General features: G+C 47.9%; 10 protein-coding genes. 8 read left to right on the forward strand and 2 right to left on the reverse strand.

Annotated elements, in window-relative coordinates:
• Positions 1 to 14: 14 nt before the first annotated feature.
• Positions 15 to 5,939 carry an S-layer homology domain-containing protein gene (locus HQN90_RS13955; RefSeq protein ID WP_173219304.1) on the forward strand — a complete coding sequence of 1,975 codons (5,925 nt, stop codon included), beginning with the start codon at positions 15 to 17 and terminating at the stop codon, positions 5,937 to 5,939.
• 74 nt (positions 5,940 to 6,013) lie between these two features.
• On the opposite strand, the gene HQN90_RS13960 is transcribed toward HQN90_RS13955, so the two are convergent.
• Positions 6,014 to 8,395, reverse strand: a complete 2,382-nt coding sequence (locus tag HQN90_RS13960) for a glycoside hydrolase family 95 protein (protein WP_173219307.1) — start codon at positions 8,393 to 8,395, stop codon at positions 6,014 to 6,016.
• Between the two features lie 382 nt (positions 8,396 to 8,777).
• On the opposite strand from HQN90_RS13960, the gene HQN90_RS13965 reads away from it, so the two are divergent.
• The 7 genes from HQN90_RS13965 to HQN90_RS13995 all read left to right on the forward strand — a co-directional run bounded on the left by HQN90_RS13965 (position 8,778) and on the right by HQN90_RS13995 (position 20,462).
• Positions 8,778 to 11,054 carry a golvesin C-terminal-like domain-containing protein gene (locus HQN90_RS13965; RefSeq protein WP_173219310.1) on the forward strand — a complete coding sequence of 759 codons (2,277 nt, stop codon included), beginning with the start codon at positions 8,778 to 8,780 and terminating at the stop codon, positions 11,052 to 11,054.
• A gap of 164 nt (positions 11,055 to 11,218) precedes the next feature.
• Positions 11,219 to 12,751, forward strand: coding sequence for a response regulator (locus HQN90_RS13970; protein WP_173219314.1), 1,533 nt, complete (start codon positions 11,219 to 11,221; stop codon positions 12,749 to 12,751).
• Between the two features lie 5 nt (positions 12,752 to 12,756).
• On the forward strand, positions 12,757 to 14,511 hold the full coding sequence (locus tag HQN90_RS13975; protein WP_173219317.1) for a cache domain-containing sensor histidine kinase: 1,755 nt from the start codon (positions 12,757 to 12,759) through the stop codon (positions 14,509 to 14,511).
• A gap of 243 nt (positions 14,512 to 14,754) precedes the next feature.
• A complete protein-coding gene (locus tag HQN90_RS13980) occupies positions 14,755 to 15,615 on the forward strand; it encodes an ABC transporter permease (RefSeq protein ID WP_173219384.1) in 861 nt (286 codons plus the stop codon).
• On the forward strand, positions 15,609 to 16,469 hold the full coding sequence (locus HQN90_RS13985; RefSeq protein WP_173219320.1) for a carbohydrate ABC transporter permease: 861 nt from the start codon (positions 15,609 to 15,611) through the stop codon (positions 16,467 to 16,469). The genes HQN90_RS13980 and HQN90_RS13985 overlap by 7 nt, the downstream gene beginning before the upstream one ends.
• A 63-nt stretch (positions 16,470 to 16,532) precedes the next feature.
• On the forward strand, positions 16,533 to 18,125 hold the full coding sequence (locus HQN90_RS13990) for a type 2 periplasmic-binding domain-containing protein (RefSeq protein ID WP_246362334.1): 1,593 nt from the start codon (positions 16,533 to 16,535) through the stop codon (positions 18,123 to 18,125).
• Between the two features lie 36 nt (positions 18,126 to 18,161).
• Positions 18,162 to 20,462, forward strand: a complete 2,301-nt coding sequence (locus HQN90_RS13995) for an FAD-dependent oxidoreductase (RefSeq protein WP_173219323.1) — start codon at positions 18,162 to 18,164, stop codon at positions 20,460 to 20,462.
• A gap of 590 nt (positions 20,463 to 21,052) precedes the next feature.
• Here HQN90_RS13995 and HQN90_RS14000 read toward each other — a convergent pair.
• Positions 21,053 to 21,352, reverse strand: a complete 300-nt coding sequence (locus tag HQN90_RS14000) for a hypothetical protein (protein ID WP_173219325.1) — start codon at positions 21,350 to 21,352, stop codon at positions 21,053 to 21,055.
• Positions 21,353 to 21,455 lie beyond the last annotated feature (103 nt).

Consider the following 21,455-nt stretch of genomic DNA (forward strand, 5'->3'; position numbering starts at 1 on the left):
AGGGGGGAAGATTGATGAGAACAAAGAAAGACCAAAGCATTTATTTAATTGTCACGATACTTATAATTACATGTATCATGCATTTTGCTCCTCAATCAGCAGAAGCCAATGCAGTTTGGTCCAGACCCCAGATCGTGCCGATACCGAATTCGGTATCCGGCGTTGCGAATCCTGTCATTAGTCTGGGTGGAACCTGGAAATTTACGCTGTCAACACCAGCAGATTTTTGGAAGAATACGACGGATCCTTCATCATGGAGCGATATACAGGTGCCTGGTGAAGCTTTTATGCAAAATTTTAATATAAGTCAGAATTATGAATATCCGTATAAAAAACAGATCAGCATCCCATCAGATTATAACGGCAAGCGGGTTATTTTAAGATTTGAAGGCGTATACAGTTACGCACGTGTTTGGGTAAACGGCAACTATGTTAGAGACCATACCGGAGGATTCACGGCGTGGGATTGCGATATTACCGATTATGTCACACCAGGACAGCCGGCTTGGATTACAGTGGGCGTTACCGACAAGTCAGATGATATATCCAGTGAGGATGAATATGCGAAGCATAATATCGGAGGCATACTAAGGGACGTCAAGCTTGTGGCTTTGCCTCAAAACTATGTAACAAGGTTTCATGCATCTACAGACTTTGACGCAACCTATACAAACGCGACTTTGAATGTTACAGGAGCAGCATCTTTGAACGGCGCGAGCAATGCGACACTCAACTTTAGCCTGAAAGATCCGCAGGGGAATGATGTTGCGATGAGTCCAGATTCAATGAGCCTTTCGACATCGACAGCTGAAAGAACCGTAAGTATTCCTGTAGCCTCGCCTCAGAAATGGGATGCGGAGCACCCCAACCTGTATACATTAACGGCAAACTTGGAAGTTGGAGGATCTATCGTACAAACGATTACCAAAAAAATTGGCTTTCGGAAAGTGGTTAAGAACGGAAACCAGGTATTCGTAAACGGTAAGGAAATCAAGCTAAGAGGAGTCAATGCACATGATATTGATCCATTAATGGGGCGTGCTACGAATGATGCGCTGGACGATGCAACGGTAGCGAAATTTGCCGACGGCAACATTAATTTCATCAGAACCTCGCATTATCCGAAGTCGGATGCTTTCCTCGATGCCGCTGACAAGTACGGTGTATATGTAGAGGAAGAAAGTGCCGTTGTTTGGCAAGGCGAGGATTATGAGAAAACGACTATCCACGATGCAAATTTTACTGCCAGTTATATGAATCAGTTCTCTGAGATGTTGGAGAAAGATTTGACCCATCCTTCTATCATCATTTGGTCGCTCGGTAATGAAACGAAATGGGGAATCAATTTCCAGAAAGAGCTTGATTATGTAAAAGCAGAAGATCCCACTAGGCTTACCGTCGTAAGTTGGGGCAATACGCAAACCGACATTAACAGCTCACACTATCCGAACTATAACGGCAATCTGGCCCCATCTGGGACACAGCCTACGCTTCATGATGAATATGTGCATGTTAACTCTTATAATACGGATACACAAAAGAGGGATCCGAATGCCAGGAATTTTTGGGGAGAAAGCATCAAGAAATTCTGGGAAAACATGTTCCCTACCACCGGGGCGCTCGGAGGCGCGATATGGGCTTCTCCGGATGAGGTATTTCAATCGCCGCTAAATAACTGGATCGGAGGTTATGGAGAATGGGGAATTATTGATGGCTGGAGAAGGGATAAACCGGAGTTCTGGTTGACCAAAAAAGCTTATTCTCCCATTCGTATACCGGATGTTCCTGTCGCGAATCCAGGCAGTGGGAAAACCATGCAAATACCGATTGAGAACTGGTTTGACCATACAAATTTTAATGAAGTTTCCTTTAACTGGCGTGCAGGCTCTGACTCAGGCAGCATAACCAACCTGAACGTAGCGCCGCATAAAAAGGGCACGCTCGTCATACCGGGACGAAATTGGCAATACGGTGATACTTTAAACATTCAAGTATACAAATCTTCGAAATTGATTGATGAATACAATCTGACGGTTGGTACACCAGTACATACTTTCGAGGCTGTTCAGGGGACTGCTCCAATCGTATCTGAAAACGCGTCAAACATCACCGTATCCGGCTCCAACTTCAGCATCGTATTCAGCAAAGCTTCGGGACAAGTAACGAATGGAACCTATAACGGAAGCACGATACTTGTTGGCGGACCCAGAATCAACCTGGCTCCTGTAAATCTTTCGGCATTTTCACTCTCCAGCATAAGCCAAACGGTGCAAGGAAGCCAAGCCGTTATTCGCATTTCGGGCTCCTATGGCACCATGGGGGTAAATTTCACGGTAAGTGTAGATGGTGCAGGGCTCGTTACTACCGGGTATCGTCTGACAAATCCGATAGACGGGGCTAAAGAGACCGGCGTTATCTATGATGTATCCGGTTCCGTTGATCGATTGAGCTGGGATCGGAAGGGCTTGTGGTCCGCATATCCCGCTGACCATATCGGCAGGAACACAGGAATAGCGAACAAAATTAGCGAAAACAACGATGCATACAGAGTCAAACCTACTTGGTCATGGTCGCAGGACATGAAAGATTTCTTCCTTTATGGCAGCAACGATATAGGGGGACGCGGCACGAATGATTTCAGAAGCCAGAAGGAATATATCCATTATGCCTCAGCCATCATGTCCGGCTCCAATAACCGGTTAAGGGCCGAATCGGACGGTACGGCAGCGGTTAGAATGGAAATCAATACGAAAAGGGTTGATGATCGGGATCCCTCTATTACTTACAGCGGGGCATGGTCAGATTTTAATGATGCAGGAGATTTCAAAAGTACGGAAAAGTACAGCAACACGGTAGGCGCCTATGTGCAATATACATTCACTGGTACGGGCATAAGCTTAATTGGACCCAAGAACAACAATATGGGGACGTGTGATATCTATATAGACGGAACTCTCGTTCAATCCGATATCGAGCTTTATGAGGCAAACAAGAATTTCCAACAGGCGCTTTATACGCATACTGGACTTTCAAATGGTACGCATACCATCAAGGTCGTAGTTAAAAGCGGATTTGTTGTCATTGATGCCTTTGAACCATCTGGTGGTTCGCCTACTAGCATTGCTATGGCTATCAATAACCAATGGGCCTATGACGATTTGGAGTGGGGGAACTATGAAACATCAATGACAGTTCCTTCGGGATACAGCAACACTGTTAAGATGAGACTCACTGACAACGACAGTTCCAGCATCACTTATAACCCTGTAACACGAACAGAGAATGACAACACAACAGGTACAGGAACTAATCAGTTCGATTATGTGGGAAGCTGGGGATATTACGGAAGTCAAAGCGGAGCTTATCAGAATGACAACCACTATTCGAACACGGCGGGCGCATACGCGTTATTGCGTTTTACCGGTTCCAAGGTACAGTTATACGGCGCCAAGAACAATAACCAAGGCATCGCAGCTTTTTCGATCGATAATGGTCCTGAAACGTTAGTTGACACGTATGCTCCATCAAGATCCGATCAGCAGCTACTTTTTGAAAGCGACGAATTGAAAAATCAAGAGCATGTGCTGCGCATCCGGGTGACCGGCCAGAAGAAGGCCAACGCTAACGATAGCTTTTTATCGATAGACCGTGCGGACATCCAGTTAGGGGTAAGCGGCAAAACGGACGTTGTTGATCCAGTGAAAGTTGCAACGATTAACATTACAAGCTCAGGTAATGTGTCGACGATTACCGCGAAGGGCGGAAGCCTTCAATTACAAGCAGCGGTGCTGCCTGCCAATGCCACGAATAAGTCAGTGACATGGACGGTATATGAAACAGATGGTGCAACAGCAACGGATAAAGCGACTATTAATCAATCCGGTTTACTGACGGCTGCGAAAGATGGAATCGTGAAGGTAATCGCAACAGCAACTGATGGTTCAATGGTTCAAGGGGAAATGGGAATTATACTAAGCGGTCAAACGGACGTTGTTGATCCAGGCACGGATCCAGTGGATGTTGCCACGATTAACATCACGAGCACAGTGTTGACGATTACCGCGAAAGGCGGAAGCCTTCAATTACAAGCGGCGGTGTTCCCAGCCAATGCCACGAATAAGTCAGTGACATGGGCGGTATATGAAGCAGATGGCGCAACAGTAACGGATAAAGCCATAATTGATGTAAACGGTTTGTTGACGGCTGTGAAAGATGGAACCGTGAAGGTTGTCGCAACAGCAGTTGACGGCTCTAAGGTTCATGGGGAAATGGTTATTACACTAAGCGGTCAAACGGATGTTGTTGATCCAGGCACTGACCCAGTGAAAGTTGCAACGATTAACATCACAAGCGCAGGCAATGTGTCGACGATTACCGCGAAAGGTGAAACCCTGCAATTACAAGCGGCGGTGCTTCCTGCCAATACTACGAATAAGTCAGTGACATGGGCGGTATACGAAGCGGATGGCAGAACACCTACGGATAAAGCCATAATTGACGTAAACGGTTTGTTGGCAGCTGCGAAGGATGGAATCGTAAAAGTAGTTGCCACAGCAAACGACGGTTCGCTGGTCTTTGGGAACAAAGTTATTACGATATCCGGGCAAAATGACAATCCAGGCCCTAACCCTGGATCTGGTAGTTCTAACGGTTCTAGTGGTTCTAGTGGTTCAGGCAGTCCAACGACACCGCCAGTAAAAGAAGATCCTAACCGATATGTACCCAAGGATACAGAACTTAGGATCGACCCTGCACAAGAAAGTCAAACAGCTGTAACTGCAATCATCGATCGTGAACGACTTGCGCAGAAATTAGCGGATCTTAAAGCTGCAAGCAGCTCAATCCTCAATTTCGAGCTGCCAGGCGAGTATGAAAAGAATGCCGTACAGCTGCCGCTGGATATCTTGTACAACAGGATGAAAGAAAATAAAGGAACGGTCCTGACCCTAAGAAACCATTTGGGATCGTATAACCTGCCTCTGTCGATCCTGAGTCGCGAGGATGTTGCAAGTGCGGTTAACATGGAAGGCGCAGTGCTGATCATTCGCATGGATAAAGCGAAATCGCAGCAGGAGAAGCAATTTGAACAATCCATCGCTAATCAAGGTATGAAACGCCTAAGCGATATGATTGAGTACAAAGTGATTCTGAAATCTAAGGACAAAGAAGTAGAAATTACGTACTTTGGCAACAGCTTTATCACACGCTTGATGAAAGTAGAAGGAGCCATTCAGGATTCTTCGATTGCGACTGTGGTCGTTTACGATCCGGCTACAGGAGAGCTGAAGTTTGTGCCATCGGTGTTCACTGTGAACAATGGCAAGACAGAAGTAACGATAACCCGTAATACGAACAGTCTGTATGCGATCGTTCAAAACAAGAAAACGTTTGACGATATGAACGGACACTGGGCGCAGAAAGAAGTTGAGAACCTAGCTTCCAAAATGGTAATCGACGGAACAACGGATCGCACGTATACACCGGAAATGCAAGTCACTCGGGCTCAGTTTGCAGCACTTCTCGTAAGAGGACTAGGGTTACCGACAGAAACGACGCCATCCGTATTTACCGATGTTGCTGCCACCCAGTGGTATGCATCAGAAGTAGGTACAGCCGCGAAGTACGGCTTGGTTCAAGGTGTTGGCGAGGGCAGATTCAATCCGGATGAACTGATTACGAGAGAGCAGATGGTCGTGATGATGATGAAAGCTGTCCATCTCGTTCAGGGAGAATCGAAACCCGAAGCTGTGGCGAATACCCGACTTGCGGATCAAGACCAGTTATCAGACTATACCCGCAGCGCGGTAGCGGAAGCAACTAGCAAAGGTTTGGTACATGGGAAAACAGAAACAACCTTTGCACCGCAAGATGCAGCCACTCGCGCAGAGGCTGCCGTGCTTATCAAACAAGCGATGCAATATTTGAAATTGATTAATTAAATGGTGAGGGTTGAGTAAATCCAAATACAGCAAACGGCGGATCCGGATGGAGTCCGCCGTTTGCTTTTGAGAACTTATAGGCTGCGCAGCGTATATATTTTGCCTGCCTCCGTATCGAAACGGATGACGCCTTCCATCACAACTTCATAAGGTACATTCGTGCCTTCCGATTCGACCGAGAGCGAACTCTCCTTCGTGCGAATACGGCAGCTGCCGCCGAATTGCGCTTCGATTTCCGCTTCCTGAAGAGCGCCCCCTGCCCACGATAGGTTAACGCTCATCGCGCCTCTTGCACGGAGGCCCCTCACAGAGCCGACCGGCCATGCATCCGGCAAGGCGGGCAGCAGAGAAATTTCGCCGGCATGAGATTGAACCAGCATCTCCGCTACGCCTGCGGTAAATCCAAAGTTGCCGTCGATTTGAAAAGGCGGGTGGGCATCGAACAAGTTGGCATAAACACCGCCGTGATGGTAGTTCGTCTCGCTCTCCTTCACCAGATGCAGCAAATTGGAGATGAGCGCAAGCGTTCGGTTCCCGTCCTGAAAACGGGCCCACAAACAAATTTTCCAAGCCAGACTCCAGCCTGTCCCGCCATCACCACGCCGCTCCAAGGAGGTTCTTGCTGCCTGAAACAGATCAGGCGTTTCCAGTTCCGTCAATTGACGGCCAGGGTAGATTCCGAACAGATGCGAGACATGGCGGTGATGAACATCCTCGTCATCCCAATCTTTCGACCATTCCTGAAGGTGGCCGTGCTTGCCGATTCGCATCGGCTGCAGTTTCGCGCGCGCTGCTGCCATCTCAGCTCTAAGGGGCTCGTCAATGTTCAAAACGGACGAAGCCTCGATACTGCTCGTCAATAAATCCCAGATCAACGACATATCCATCCTCGATGCCTGACTGACTGCGGCCATCTGCCCATCCGCAGTCACAAACTTATGCTCCGGCGAGGTGGAAGGTGAAGTGATGAAATAACCGTTTTCGTCGGGGTGCAGCCAATCCAGACAGAATAGCACCGCTTCTCTCATAATCGGATAAGCCTGCTCACGAAGATAACGTTCATCTTGGGTGAACGCGTAGTGCTCCCAGAGGTGCTGGCACAGCCATGCAGCCGACATCGGCCAGAGCGCCCACACCGGATCGCCGTGGCCATAATCTCCGACAGGTGCTGACTGGCACCAGATGTCTCCGTTATGATGCGCAACCCAGCCTCTGCAGCCGTAATTCACTTCAGCCGTTTTCCTACCGTTGTTGGATAATTTCTGTATGTACCCGAGAAGCGGCTCGTGACATTCCGATAAATGGCACGTTTCTGCTAGCCAGTAGTTCATCTGGGTATTAATGTTCAACGTCCAATTACTGCTCCATGGCGGGCGCAATTCTTTGTTCCAAATCCCCTGCAGGTTGGCCGGCTGCGACCCTGCGCGCGAGCTTGCGATCAGCAAGTATCGGCCATATTGAAACAGCAGCTCCACGAGCCCGGCATCCTTCGCTCCAGACTCGGCGATTCTCTGGTCAGTCGGCGTTCGCTCTGCCGCCTCGGAAGCGCCAAGCCTCAGTTCCACGCGATTGAATAATGCTGTGTAATCATCAATATGAGCTTGCCGTAATTGCTCAAAGGATTTGGTCATCGCCCGCTGCAGCCGATCCTCATTTGCGGCGGCTACTTCACTGCTTTCCTTGGCAGGCGGCTTATCGTATCCTTGGAAGCTGGTTTCCGCACTGAATAGCAGCGTAACCGCCTTGGCGCTTTGAATATGCAGTCCGTCATGATCAATCGCATAAGCGCCGCCCTCAAGTTGAATGCCAAGACGTCCCTCGAACCGCATGGCTTCCGTTGTTTCGGGTTCACCATATACGACGGGATGATCTCTATCGTAGTAATTAGGATCAACATGCTCTGGGCTAATACCTTGCAAATACAGATGATCTGCCGTAAAGCTTGTTCGATACGGATGAGGGCTATCCAGCCGCGCTGTGAAATCCAGAGCGCCCGGAGCGCTTGCTTCGATACGGATCACAATGACTTGGTCTGGATAGGAAGCAAACATTTCGCGGGTATACGCAATATCGCCAATCCGATACGTCACCCTAGCGATGGCATCTGTCAAATCCAAGCTGCGCTCATAGGCCTGAACCACGCCCCCGTGGCGGAACTTCAGGTGAAGATCGCCAAACGGCATATAGGATTGATTGTAAGGCCCCATCATCTCCTTGCTCTTCTTGTCTGCTTCCGCGTAGCGGCCTGCTGCTATAAGTCCGCGTACTTCTGAGAGAACGCTCTTCGCGTTCGGATTGTTTTCGTCGATAGGACCTCGGCCTGACCACAGGGTATCTTCATTTAACTGCAAATGCTCAGCTTCCGGGTCGCCAAAAACCATTGCTCCCAGTCGGCCATTTCCGATAGGAAGCGCTTCGGTCCACGCTTTTGCGCAGCTTAAATAATGCAATTTCAAAGGTAACAGCTCCTTTTTATGTGGAATTATGCTCACTCCAACTACATCACAAAATCACCCTCTGCAATTAGGACATTACTAAGGTACTTTGGAATAAAAATATGAATTATTATGCGGCAGGCAGCATTTGGTCCGATCTAAATAAAGGCTGTTTTGAAATAGAAGTAAGAAGTACGTTTGTTGTAGGTAATTATACAATAAACGTACTTTTTTCTTGTTTTCATGTATAGTTCATCCCGAGATTTTCAATTATTCTAAATACACATTATTGAAAGCGCATACATGAAAGAAGCCTATTAAAAGGGAGGGGATAAGCAGCTCATTAAGCTGAAAAAGCAAGGAAGATTGTAGCTGGTCATTTAACGAATGGGGAGGCGTAAGTATGAGTAAAGTAAAGTTTAGTTTATTGTTCTTGTTAAGCTTTATGTTAATGGTAAGCATTTTCTTAAGTGGAGTTGGCCCAGGCGGACGTAGTATAGCTCAAGCCAGCACTGAAATCATTGTGGACAATACGGACGCAGCGCTTGTCGGTTCATGGACAACATCCACATATAAACCGAACTTCTATGGGACGAACTATTTGACAAAAGCGTCCGGAACTGGGACAGGGAAAGTAAAATGGACGCCAAATTTGCCGACCGCCGGCACATATAAGGTCTATTACAAGCTCCCGGATGGCGCAAGCGATCGGGCAAGCAACGCTCCGTTCAATGTACATGATACGACAGGAGACCATTTCTATAGTGTTGATGAGCGGGTATCGCCAAGCGCAGGGTGGGTCTTGCTCGGGAGTCATACATTCGCCGCAGGATCAGCCGGGTATGTCGAGTTATCGGATAACTCTAACGGCCAATTTGTCATTGCGGACGCTGTAAAATTCGAGTATGTGGTTCCGCTTGAAGAAGTCATTGTGGATAACACGGCTGCGACATCAACGGGGACATGGAATACAAGTACGTTTAAGCCTAACTATTACGGTTCGAATTATGCAACTAAACCATCGGGTACTGGATCGGCAACGATGAGGTGGACCCCCAATTTATCGCAAGCGGGCACCTATGCGGTCTATTACAGGCTCCCGGATGGGGCTAGTGACCGCGCGAACGACGCTCCATTCACGGTTCATGATGCTTTAGGAGATCAAACGTACTATGTGAACGAGCAGGAAACGCCAGGCGGCGTATGGAAGGTGCTCGGCAATCATACGTTTTCTGCTGGAACTAGCGGATTCGTAGAATTGTCAGATAATGCTAATGGCAGTTATGTCATCGCAGATGCGATTAAACTCGGTCCAGCCGTACCGGAGGATATGCTTCCTAAACCTCCGCAAGGCAATTACAAGATCCGTCCAGATATTCCGAAACAAACAATTTTAGGTTTAGGCGTAGAAATTCAAAGCGACAGCATCGGGTCCGGCAACAATGGATTGCCTGAGAAGACGACAAGTGTTCCTCATGATCTGGTTCCGTCCGAGAGAACGCGGTTTTATAACGAGATGTTGAAGGGCTTCCGTTATGCGCGTTTGGCAATGGGGCTTTATTTCCGCGGGTTGACGCCCGATCAGAAAAACATCGTGGAACGATTTCCAGGCCAAGCAGATGAATTAAAGGAGATGATTGAGCAGTCCGGTATGGAAGGAATAGCAGCGGAATATTGGTCCCCGGCTCCTTACTGGAAATCAAATGGGAGTTATATCGGAGGCAGCTTGAAACAGTTTGATGCTCCTTTCTTGAACGAGTTCGGAGATGCTTTGGTAAGGGATATTGATTACTTGGAAAGCAAAGGAATACCTGTTGTCATGTGGGGATTGCAAAACGAGCCTGCCTATTCGACACCTTACTCTTCGGCTGTATACACGGATTCGCAGTACTATAATACGTTTAAAATCGCTGCTCCCAAAGTGAAAGCGAAATACCCGAATATGTTCATTCAAGCCGAAAGTTTGAGTGGGCAATACGGCAGAGGTTCGGCATTAACTCGCAATGATCCCGCGACACTTCAATATGTAGATGGGTGGACTTGGCATAAAATTGGTACTTCATCCAATGAGCAAATTACGAATGCCGCTTATTTTAATGCAAACACAGCCGGCAAACCCGTTTTCAACAATGAGTTTGAGTATCTGGACAACACAACGAGCGTTGACAAAATGATGAATACAGCCCAGTCCATCATGAACTGGATGACGTTCGAGAATTCGCCGACTTGGTTCTGGCTGCATGCGCTAAAACCAACGTATAACGCGGAATCAGAAGGTTATGGACTGGGTCTGTGGAGACCGGCCGACGATACGGATTTCTCCAAGTACAGCCAAATCCAGCCAGGGCATTTTGATTATATCAAAACCAACTGGCATGCCGTCGCAGGATTTGTGAAATATATGCCATGGAACTCGGTACGGTATCAAGTAGATGAGTCAACCGTTCAACTTAACAACCGCATTATGGCGTGGAAAACGCCTGAGGGCAAGCTGGTCTTTGCTTTGACGAACAGAGGCGGTGCGCCATACACCTTTAACATGGATCTTGGAGGCGCTTACACACTATCAGGCCACCGTTATGACAAAAATACAGCCGATCAATCGCTCGGCCATGTGACAGGAAGCAATGTGAGCATAACACTGCCAGGCAATTCCATTGAATTCTGGGTAGCCCAGTAGAACGGGGCGATCAAGTCAGCAGCATCCTGCGGTTATCCAGCAGGGTGCATTTTATCTTTGTCACATTAAATAGGGTTCGTTTTCAGCTTGTTGGGATTCCATTCGTGTTTTATGATTAGGATAATTATCGAAATGTGTCGAGAATGTGAGGAGATGGAGACAGAATGCGGGACGCACTTCTAACAGTGTTAATTGTGGATGACGAACTGCCGTTGCGTCAAAGATTACAGTCCCTGAACTGGGCTGCTTTTGGAGCAGCATGTATCGGAGAAGCACAGGATGGCGAAGAGGCTTTGTCTTTGTGCCAAGAACTTCAGCCTGACGTTGTCATCACAGATATTACGATGCCTGTTATGGATGGAATCAGTCTGCTGATTGCACTGAAACAGCAGCTTCCATCGATTCAAGTTGTGTTGTTCACTGCGCATAGCGATTTCGACTATGCCGTCAAAAGTCTCCATTATGGAGCACTGGACTACTTGCTGAAGATGAGCTTTACGGAGCATGATTTCGTGAAGCTCTTCGATCGGGCGAGAGAGAATCTCGAGCACGCCGCCGTTTTCCAGTCATCCATGGCGGAGAGGCATCGGTGGGAGAAGGCGCGGGAACTTATGCTCTACCTGAATCGGGGATCGGCGTTCGCGTCATCCAATGAGGGGGCGTCTGCAAGCAACCTAGAAGGACAGCGGTATGCCGTACTCTTCACGGAAAACAGGAATCAGGCAAGCCTGCTTCTCGAGAAGGAAGTACAAGATATATTGGTGCGACGCGAAGGCTGTCATGACGGGTTCAGCTTTGTTCCTTCCCAGTCCGGTGAATGGTTTCTATTCATGGGAACCTCGACGTCGTCAGAAGTGTATTGGACAAGTGAAATGGAGCAATTGTTAGCTCAATTGCAGATACGGATGGAAGAAAAATTTTCTTTTGTGCAATACGAAATTCGGTGGTTCGCCGTCCTGCTCAGTACCCCGTTCCTGCCGGAGTCAATTCGTGATGATTACCTGAAGGTAAACAAGTGGAAGAAGGGGGTTTTCTACCAAGCGGATTCGCCGTTGCTATTCAAAGGCGTCCCCCCTGAGCTAAAGTCTGTAACGGATACGCAAGAGAAAAGTTTGCAGGAGGAGTTTCGGAAAGTAGGCCGCGATCCGGAGCAGCTTTGCCAATTTATCGACGAGGGTCTAAGGCCGTATGCGCTAAGCGAGCGATGGAATCCAGCCGAGCTCAAACAGGTTCTTGTGCGAATTTGCACGGATCTGTTTCGTGAATGGGGATATCATCCGAAGGAGAGTGGCATCGCGGCTTCTCTTCTGCAAGAGGAATCGTTCGGATCCTTTCTGGAGGTGCTGATGCATGCCATCCGTAACCGCGGGACGGTCGCCAGCTTGCGTTCTGAGCTAAGGGAAGTCAAAGCGATGATCGAGGCGGATTTGTCACAGCCGATCACGCTCAATGCGATAGCGGCGCAAGTTGGGCTGAGCCCTCAATATTTGGGCAGACTGTTTCGCGATGAAACAGGGGAGTCGTTCAATGAGTACATGACTCGGCTGCGGATGGAAACGGCCATTCGCCTGTTAAATCAAACGAATTTAAAAGTGTATGAGGTTGCCGAGAAAGTGGGAATCCCCAGCTACCGATATTTCTCCAATGTATTCAGGGAATGGACAGGGCTCACACCATCCGATTTCAAGAAAGGGTGAAGCTGTTGAAGAGGTTGTTGGTCTGGGTTCAGAGTTGGGGCATGGCTTGGAAATTGTTTATCATTCTCTTTGTCGTTACGGTTGCCTTATTTCTAGGCATGGCCTACAAAAATTATAAAGATTCCGAAGTATTGTATAAACAGGTAGTTACGAATGATTCTAAGGAATTGATGGTTCGAACCAATCAATTTATCGATGCTTATGTGGAAAATATTAAAAGCATCCTTTCCATGTTGTCGTCAGAGAAGGAATGGTCCCAAGACAAGAAGGAAATGATTGAGAGTACGCTCAGGCGATATGGCAATTTGAATCAGCTGAATATCAAAACGCTGTATGTCGTGACGGAAAACGGCGTGGTATTTACGAATAGTCAATTGTATTATGACATTTTGGGCAATCCCAATCTGCCCCGGTTGTATCAGCGTGCTTTGGAAAATTCGAATGCTCTAACCTGGAGTGAACCCTATAATTCGCTGCTATCCGGTAGAACCGTTGCATTCATGAAGCCGGTAAAGGATAATAACGGTCATGTTTCAGCTGTTGTCATAGGGGAAATTGACCTGGAGAATTTGGCCATACGCTTGGCGCCGCTGCTTGCCGGCGTACATCAAACCTTCGTGGTGATTACCCAAGAGGGGAATATTGTAACCAAAGACAATCAGAGCCTGCTCCTGCCCTATGACAATACCGTTGTTCCTTCCAGAATTCAACCGTCTTTTGTGAAGCGATTGTCTGATTTGGAGTATGGCTATAATGAGGTAGAGGGACCTAACGGGAAACTTATTATCGTTAAATCGCTGGCGAATTATTTGGGCTGGAATTTGTTTTCGATCTATGACGAGAACTATTTCTACCAAAGCGTTTCTTCACTGTATACGAATGCGCGAAATACGCTTCTTCTATGGGTAGTTGCTCTGTTTCTTTGTACGTTTATCATAAGCCGGTATTTCACCAATCCAATCAAGAAATTAGTTAGCAAAATGAATAAAGTACGCACGCTGGACGTTCCACTGAAAATATTGGATGTACGCAATGACGAAATCGGTAGTTTGGTTGCAAGCTACAATCTGATGATGGATCGCATCGTAGGCTTGATGAATGAAAGGGAGCATAACGCAGAGCGCAGAAAAGAACTGGAGATCAAAATGCTGCAAAGTCAGATCGGTCCCCATTTTCTGCACAATACGCTGGCTTGCATTCACAGCTTGGCTCAGCAGGAACGCATTCATGAGGTGGAGGCAACGATCCGTTCGTTAAGTGGGCTGCTCTCCTACAGCTTCGATAAGATATCGGAGAAAGTACAGCTTCGCCAAGAGCTCGAGAGCATCGGAATGTTCGTGCAAATTCAATCGATCCGGTATGGTCCCAATTTCGACGTTCAAATGGATATCTCTGAGGAAGCGCTGCGATGCGAGATCTTGAAGCTATCTATCCAACCGATCGTGGAAAATGCGATATTCCATGGCATTCTGCCGACCAGAAAGCCGGGCATTATCCAGATTCGGGCGAAAGTCCACGGCCAGTCCTTGTTCGTCTACGTTGCAGACAATGGCGTAGGCATGGGTAAGCAGAAACAGCAGCAAATGTTTAATAATCGAGAGCGCAACGACCGTAAGGGAAGATTCAACAGCATCGGTTTTGTTAATGTGCATGAGCGTTTCCGGCTGCACTATGGCGCCCCATTTGGCTTGAAGCTGATCAGCAAAGAAGGTGTCGGCACGGTTATTCGCATTAAAATTCCCATCCATCCGAATCCATGATGAACAGTCATGGATTTTATGTTTATTTCACGTACATTTTGACTATTTTCATGTATATTTTATCGGTTTGCAGCTTGTTATGATTAGTACCAAGGGGGAGTTGAAAGCGCAAACATTTAGATAAGAGGTGAGAGAGTGGAGACTAAAGCGGGTATCGGAAAACCTGCATCGTTACGGCCCTTGTTTAGAATCAGAGCAAGAAGCCTATGGAAGAGAATATGGGAGTTCAAAGCGTTATACGTAATGATTTTGCCAGGTGTTCTGTATTATCTCGTGTATCGATACTTGCCGATGTATGGCACGTTGATTGCTTTTAAGGATTACAGCTTCACAAAAGGAATTGTCTCAAGCCCATGGGCCAATCCATGGTACAAGCATTTTGAAACATTTTATGACTCGCCCTATTTTACGCAATTGCTGACGAATACGTTTTTAATCAGTTTTTACAAATTGGCGTTCGGAATCTTCCCCCCGATCTTATTGGCCTTGTTGTTAAATGAGGCTAGAATCGTATGGTTCAAAAATTTGATTCAAACGTTGACGTACATGCCGTATTTCCTCTCTTGGGTCATCATTTACGGCATACTCATTGCTTTCCTGTCCGAAAGTTCAGGCATTGTGAATCGGCTGATTGTTGAATCCGGCGGTGAAGCGGTCTCCTTCCTGACATCGACCTCATGGTTCCGATCAATTCTTGTCGGTTCGGATATCTGGCAGCAGATCGGTTACGGAGCGATCATTTACTTGGCAGCGATGACAGCTATCGATCCTACGTTGTATGAGGCGGCCAAAGTGGATGGCGCAGGTCGATTAAGAATGATTTGGCATATTACGCTACCTGGTATTAGGAATGTGATTATCCTCCTGCTGATTCTGCGTCTGGGTCATTTCCTTGATGCAGGATTTGAGCAAATTTATATTATGTACAACATTCAGGTGTACCCGGTTGCCGATATCATTGATACGTGGGTATTCCGCACGGGCTTGCAGCAATTGAATTTCAGCTTGGGGGCTGCTGTCGGATTGTTCAAATCGATTATAGGGCTTGTTTTGGTGCTCGGCGCGAATAAGCTGGCTAAGCGTTGGGGAGGTTCCATATGGTAAAACAAAAAGGCGATCTTGTTTTTAATACCTTCGTGTATGTGCTGCTGGCCGTGCTCGGCGCGATTGCACTAGTTCCACTGCTTTATGTATTTTCTGTATCGATCACGCCTTACAGCGAGGTGCTCAAAAATGGCGGATATGTGATCATACCGAAATCGATAACCTTCGAGGCATACAAGCAGTTATTTTCAGAATCGACCATCCCTCGAGCGTTTAAAGTTACGATCATTATTACCGTTGTGGGAACGTTTCTTAATATTGTTCTGACTACACTGCTGGCCTACCCGCTCAGCCGCAAAGGATTTCCAGGACGGAAATATATTTTGTTCGCCATTGTGTTTACGTTCATTTTCAACGGAGGGATTATCCCGACGTACTTGATTGTCAAATCAACCGGCATGCTGGACAGTCTATTCTCCATGATCGTTCCGAACATTATCTGGAGCTATAATGTGCTGATTATGAAAAGCTTTTTTGACAATTTACCTGAGGAACTGTTCGAGTCGGCGAAAATCGATGGGGCCAAAGAATTTAGGATATTGTGGCAAATTGTCGTGCCGCTCTCTACTCCGGTTTTCTTAACCTTATGCTTGTTTTATGCTGTGTCGCACTGGAATGAGTTTTTTCAAGCGATTATGTATGTGTCGGACCGGAATTTGTATCCGCTTCAGGTAGTCGTCCGAGATATTCTAATGCAAACGCTGTCGTCGATGAGCAATACGGAAAGCATGGTTCCTGCTGTCACAATGCAGATGGCGGCGGTGATCTCCGCAAGCTTGCCGATCATTCTTGTCTACCCGTTTATTCAAAAGTACTTTACTAAAGGCATGCTCTTAGGCGCAGTAAAAGGTTAATAATCGGTGACTAGGAGGGCGACCTCCCTTCATAAAATGATGAAATGGAAAAGGGGAATATACATGATTAGCCCAAAAAGACGTTTCGCCCTAGGTTTAGCTGTTTTTACAATGCTCACAAGCAGCACGTTAGCCGGTTGCAGCAGTTCAGGTACCAAGTCAGCCGATAGTACTCCTCCCAGCCCCGCAGGCAGTACCACAGCCAGTCCGGCAGCAAAGTCCAGCGAGCCTGTGAAGTTGGAAATCATTGAGAACGCTGCTGCCATGCCCGCTCCGGATGCTGACTTTATTAAACAGGCATTGGACAAAGCCCTTGGTCTTAATTTAATGGTAACCTCCTATGCGGCTGTTGCCGACTATCAAAACAACCTGAATGTAAGAGTTGCAAGCGCTAACTATCCGGATCTGTTCCAAATTGTCGATCGTCAAGCTTTGGCTCAATTATCGCAATCCGATGTTCTGCTTGATTTGACTCCTTATATGGATAAACTTGGGAGCGTTAAGAAGTTTCTAGGCGAGGATAACTTGAAAAAGGGTTACTACAACGGGAAATTATATGCGATTAATAAAGCTCCGCAAATCGACTATTGGACCTACTGGGTGCGCAAAGATTGGCTCGATAAGTTAAATCTTAAAGTACCAACGACGCTGGATGAATTGTATACGGTTGCCAAAGCATTTACGGAGAATGACCCTGACGGCAATGGGAAGAAAGATACGGTCGGCATTACGGGAGGAAGCGGCGGCGGCTTCCATACTTTCAACTTTAACGGCGGTGTAGGCGCGGCAATATCTCCGATTCTGGGCGGACACGGCGTAGGTATTCCGGGCAGCGTATATATCAAAGATGGCAAGGCTGTCGATGCTTATCATGATCCAGCCATGATCGAGGCATTGACGGATGCGAAGAAATATTTTGATGCGAAAGTGATTGATTCCGAGGTTGCGGCCAATACAGGGTTACAGCATCAGCAGAAAGCAATTCAGGGGCAAGCCGGGATCGTGTACATCGACTGGGCCAACATTAAGAAAGACCAATTCGTTGAACAGACCAAAGCGGTAAATCCGAAAGCGGAATGGATTCAAATTGCAGCGCCGAAAGGTCCGGCCGGACAATTCGACGGCACATGGGACAGCGGCAAATCGCCGATGATGCTTGGCATTCCGAAGAAGCTCGAGAAAGACCCGGCCAAGCTTCAGAAAGTGTTTGATTTGCTCAACTACGTGTCCGAAGGCAAGGGAGCTGAACTCGTCCAGTACGGTATTGAAGGCAAGCATTATACGCTTGAAAATGGCAAGCCCAAACCGACCGATTTGCTTGGTAAAGAAGGCGGCTACATTTGGTCCTATCAATTTACAGGCCGACCTGAGCTAGACTATTTATCCGCACGTTTTGTAAATCAGGCGTCTTATATTGATTTTACAAGCAAACAACCGCGCATACAGGCAGTGAATGGTTACTTGGACATTCCGTCCGGTTATAATCCAGCAGAAGCGGATCGTTATGGAACGGAAGAAATTATCAAGTTCTTGTATGGCAAGCGGCCTTTATCCGAATATGACCAATTTCTCAAAACGTTGGATACGCAGTTCAATTACAAAGCATTTCAAGATTCGGCGCAGAAGCAGTTGAAAAGCTTAGGCATGACCAAATAAGAGACAGAGGATACGGGAAGCGGAGGGAACTACAGGATGAAAATAATACAAGAAACGTATGACGTTGTCGTTTGCGGCGGGGGGCTGGCTGGATTTTGCGCAGCCGTCTCTTCCGCTCGCAACGGTGCGAACACGTGCCTGATTCAGGATCGGCCGGTGTTCGGAGGCAACAGTTCTTCGGAAGTTCGCGTAACGCCGCATGGCGCCGCTGCATTTCATGCTTATGCGAGGGAAACCGGCATTTTGTCGGAACTACTGATCGAAGAACGAGCCGCCAATCACGAAGAAATATGGGAGAACGGTTGGACGAACAGCGTATGGGATATGACGATGTATGATTTGGCAATGAAAACGCCGAATCTCAAGTTTCATGTGAATACGGCTGTCCAGTCCGTCATCATGGCAGATGAGAAGAGAATCGCTGCCGTCGTTTGCTATGTGGCGAATGCAGAGACCAAGCTGACGATTCATGGGAAAACCTTCATCGACTGTACGGGAGACGGCACGGTTGCTCATTTGGCCGGCTGCGAGTGGAGAATGGGTTCGGAAGGCCGCGATGAATTCCACGAATTCCACGCGCCTGAAGTGGCAAGTGGGGACACCATGGGCAACTCGATACATTTCAAAGCCCGCGATATGGGACGGCCGGTTCCGTTTACTGCGCCTGATTGGGCTGTCAAACATGAAGATCCAAGCTATTTCTACGATCAAGGACGTCTTCCGAAAGAAATGAAGGGCGGTTATTGGTGGATTGAAATCGGAGTCCCTTGGAATACGATCTATGAAGCGGAAGATATCCGCCACGAGTTGACCCGTCATACGCTTGGCATTTGGGATTGGATCAAAAATAAAGATCCGAAAACGAAAGAAAAGGCGGCCAACTATGCCCTTGACTGGATTGGTCAAGTGCCTGGCAAACGGGAAAGCCGCCGGATCATGGGACAGTATCTCATGACCGAACACGATCCAGCAGAACGCAAGGTATTTCACGATGAAATCGCGTTCGGAGGTTGGTTCCTGGACCTGCATACGCCAGGCGGACTTTTGGCGGCTCATAGCGAGCCGGCAAGCGCGGAAGGCTACACGCAATCAAGCGAATACGCCATCAAAAGCTACTGCGGACCCTACGGTATCCCTCTTCGCATCATGATTAGCAAAGATGTGGACAATCTCATGATGGCTGGCCGCAACGTCAGCGTTACCCATGCTGCTTTGGGTACAGTGAGAGTGATGGGAACCACAGCGCTGATGGGGCAAGCGGCAGGTTTAAGCGCTGCGCTTGCGATTCGCAAAGGCATCTCGATTCAGGAAGTTCCAGATACTTCCATTACGGAAGTACAACAAACGTTGCTCAGGGACGGCTGCTTCCTGCCCAATTATAGAAATGAAGACCCGAACGATTTAGCGCGTAAGGCTTCCGCATCTGCGAGCAGTCAAGCTTTATTGTACGGAGCAGGCCCTGAAAGCAAGGGTTTCCATGAGGGCCTAACCGTATGGAGAGATCAGAACCATAGAATCCCTCATGACCGTCTGCTGCAGCGCAGAGGGCAATGGATTGCTGTTGGCACAGACCATATTGACACCCTGTCCTTCTGTGTGAGCAACAATTCCGGGCACGTACAGCAGCTTAAAGCTGCTCTTGTAGGTGTTGATCATATTTGGGATTATCGTGTAAATACAGGGACTTTGTTGAAAGAACAAATGCTTGAGATCCCAGAAGGCGAACGGATATGGGTAGAATGGGCAGCAAATGCCACCGGTCTGCGGCCTAGCAGTTATGTAAGATTGGATTTATTAGAGAATCCAGATCTGGAATGGCACCGTGCGGGATGCATCGTGCCAGGGCATATGTCTGCGAATGAAATCGGACTTAATCGTATGAGAAGGTACGATAACGGAATTACGATGAGCTTTAAAGTAGCGCCAGCGCAGCCTTGTTTCGGGCCTGAGAATGTGCTTAGCGGCGTAACCCGTCCTCATCAATTCACGAATCTGTGGAGATCGGAACCGAATGAACCCCTTGGCGCTTATTTGGAGCTGAGTTGGCAAAAAACGCAGTCCATTCGGCATGTAGAACTTACGTTCCCTGGTCATTTGATTCGCGAATACCATGCTTACGCACCCTTCTATAGAGATCCTCAGTGTGCCAAAGATTACACGATTGAAGCTTATGTTCAAGGACAATGGAAGACCGTCGTTCAGGTAGCCGGCAATTATCAGCGCCAGCGCAAGCATGAACTGCCGGAGAGCGTGGCAGCAGACCGTCTGCGCATCACGATCCAGTCGACGAATGGAGATCCATCGGCAGCCATTTATGAGATCCGATGTTATAGTTAGCAGCTATTAATCAAACAAGAGGCTGTCCCAAACGAATATGGCCTGACGGCCACCACCATGAATGAAAATGTACTCGGCCTGTGAGCCTGTTGTTCCATACTGGAACTGCAGGTCACAGGCCGGTTTTTTTTGGTACACACTCTGAGTCCCAAACCATACAGAAACAACGAGGACAGGCAAAGGCAACAGCAGCAACAACAGCCCTTCCTATACTTCGAATCATCTACCGCATGCTCAAGGACAGAGTACATTACCAAGAAACAGGCTGGGACTATCTAACGTCTTTACCATCCTCTGTGGAATACTGGATTAAAAAAATGAGGCGCAGGGATTTACCGTAAATATTGAATCCGCTGAAGCGCAGGCGCAGCGTGCTTTCGCGGGGATGCAGCCATCTTCGCGCGTTGAGTCTGCTTTTTCGGCAGGCTCGGAGTACGTTCGATGCTGTCTCCCTCCGGAGACGGCCTTTTTGGCAGGTTCAGCGTACTATCGCGGGGATGCAGCCATCTTCGCGCGTTGAGACTGCTTTTTCAGCAGGCTCAGGACCGGTTCGATGCTGTCTCCCTCCGGAGACGGCCTTTTTGGCAGGCTCAGCGTACTATCGCGGGGATGCAGCCTACTTCGTGCGTTGAGACTGCTTTTTCAGCAGGCTCAGGACCGGTTCGATGCTGTCTCCCTCCGAAGACGGCCTTTTTGGCAGGCTCAGCGTGCTTTCGTGGAGAGCAGCCTTCTTCGCGCGTTGAGACTGCTTTTTCGGCAGGCTCGGAGTACGTTCGATGCTGTTTCCCTCCGGAGACGGCCTTTTTGGCAGGCTCAGCGTACTTTGGCGGGGATGCAGCCTTCTTCGCGCGTTGAGACTGCTTTTTCGAGACCGTCGAACAACTCCTCAACAAACCCCCACCCATCCTCTCCACAGCTAAAACGCAAACTTTTTAGCTGCAAAAAGGCATTCCTCGTCCATTCGCCTCACTCTTTGTTCCCTCTACTTAGGAT

The organism is Paenibacillus alba (assembly GCF_013204855.1).
In the GTDB taxonomy this organism is placed as follows: Bacteria; Bacillota; Bacilli; order Paenibacillales; family NBRC-103111; genus Paenibacillus_E; species Paenibacillus_E alba.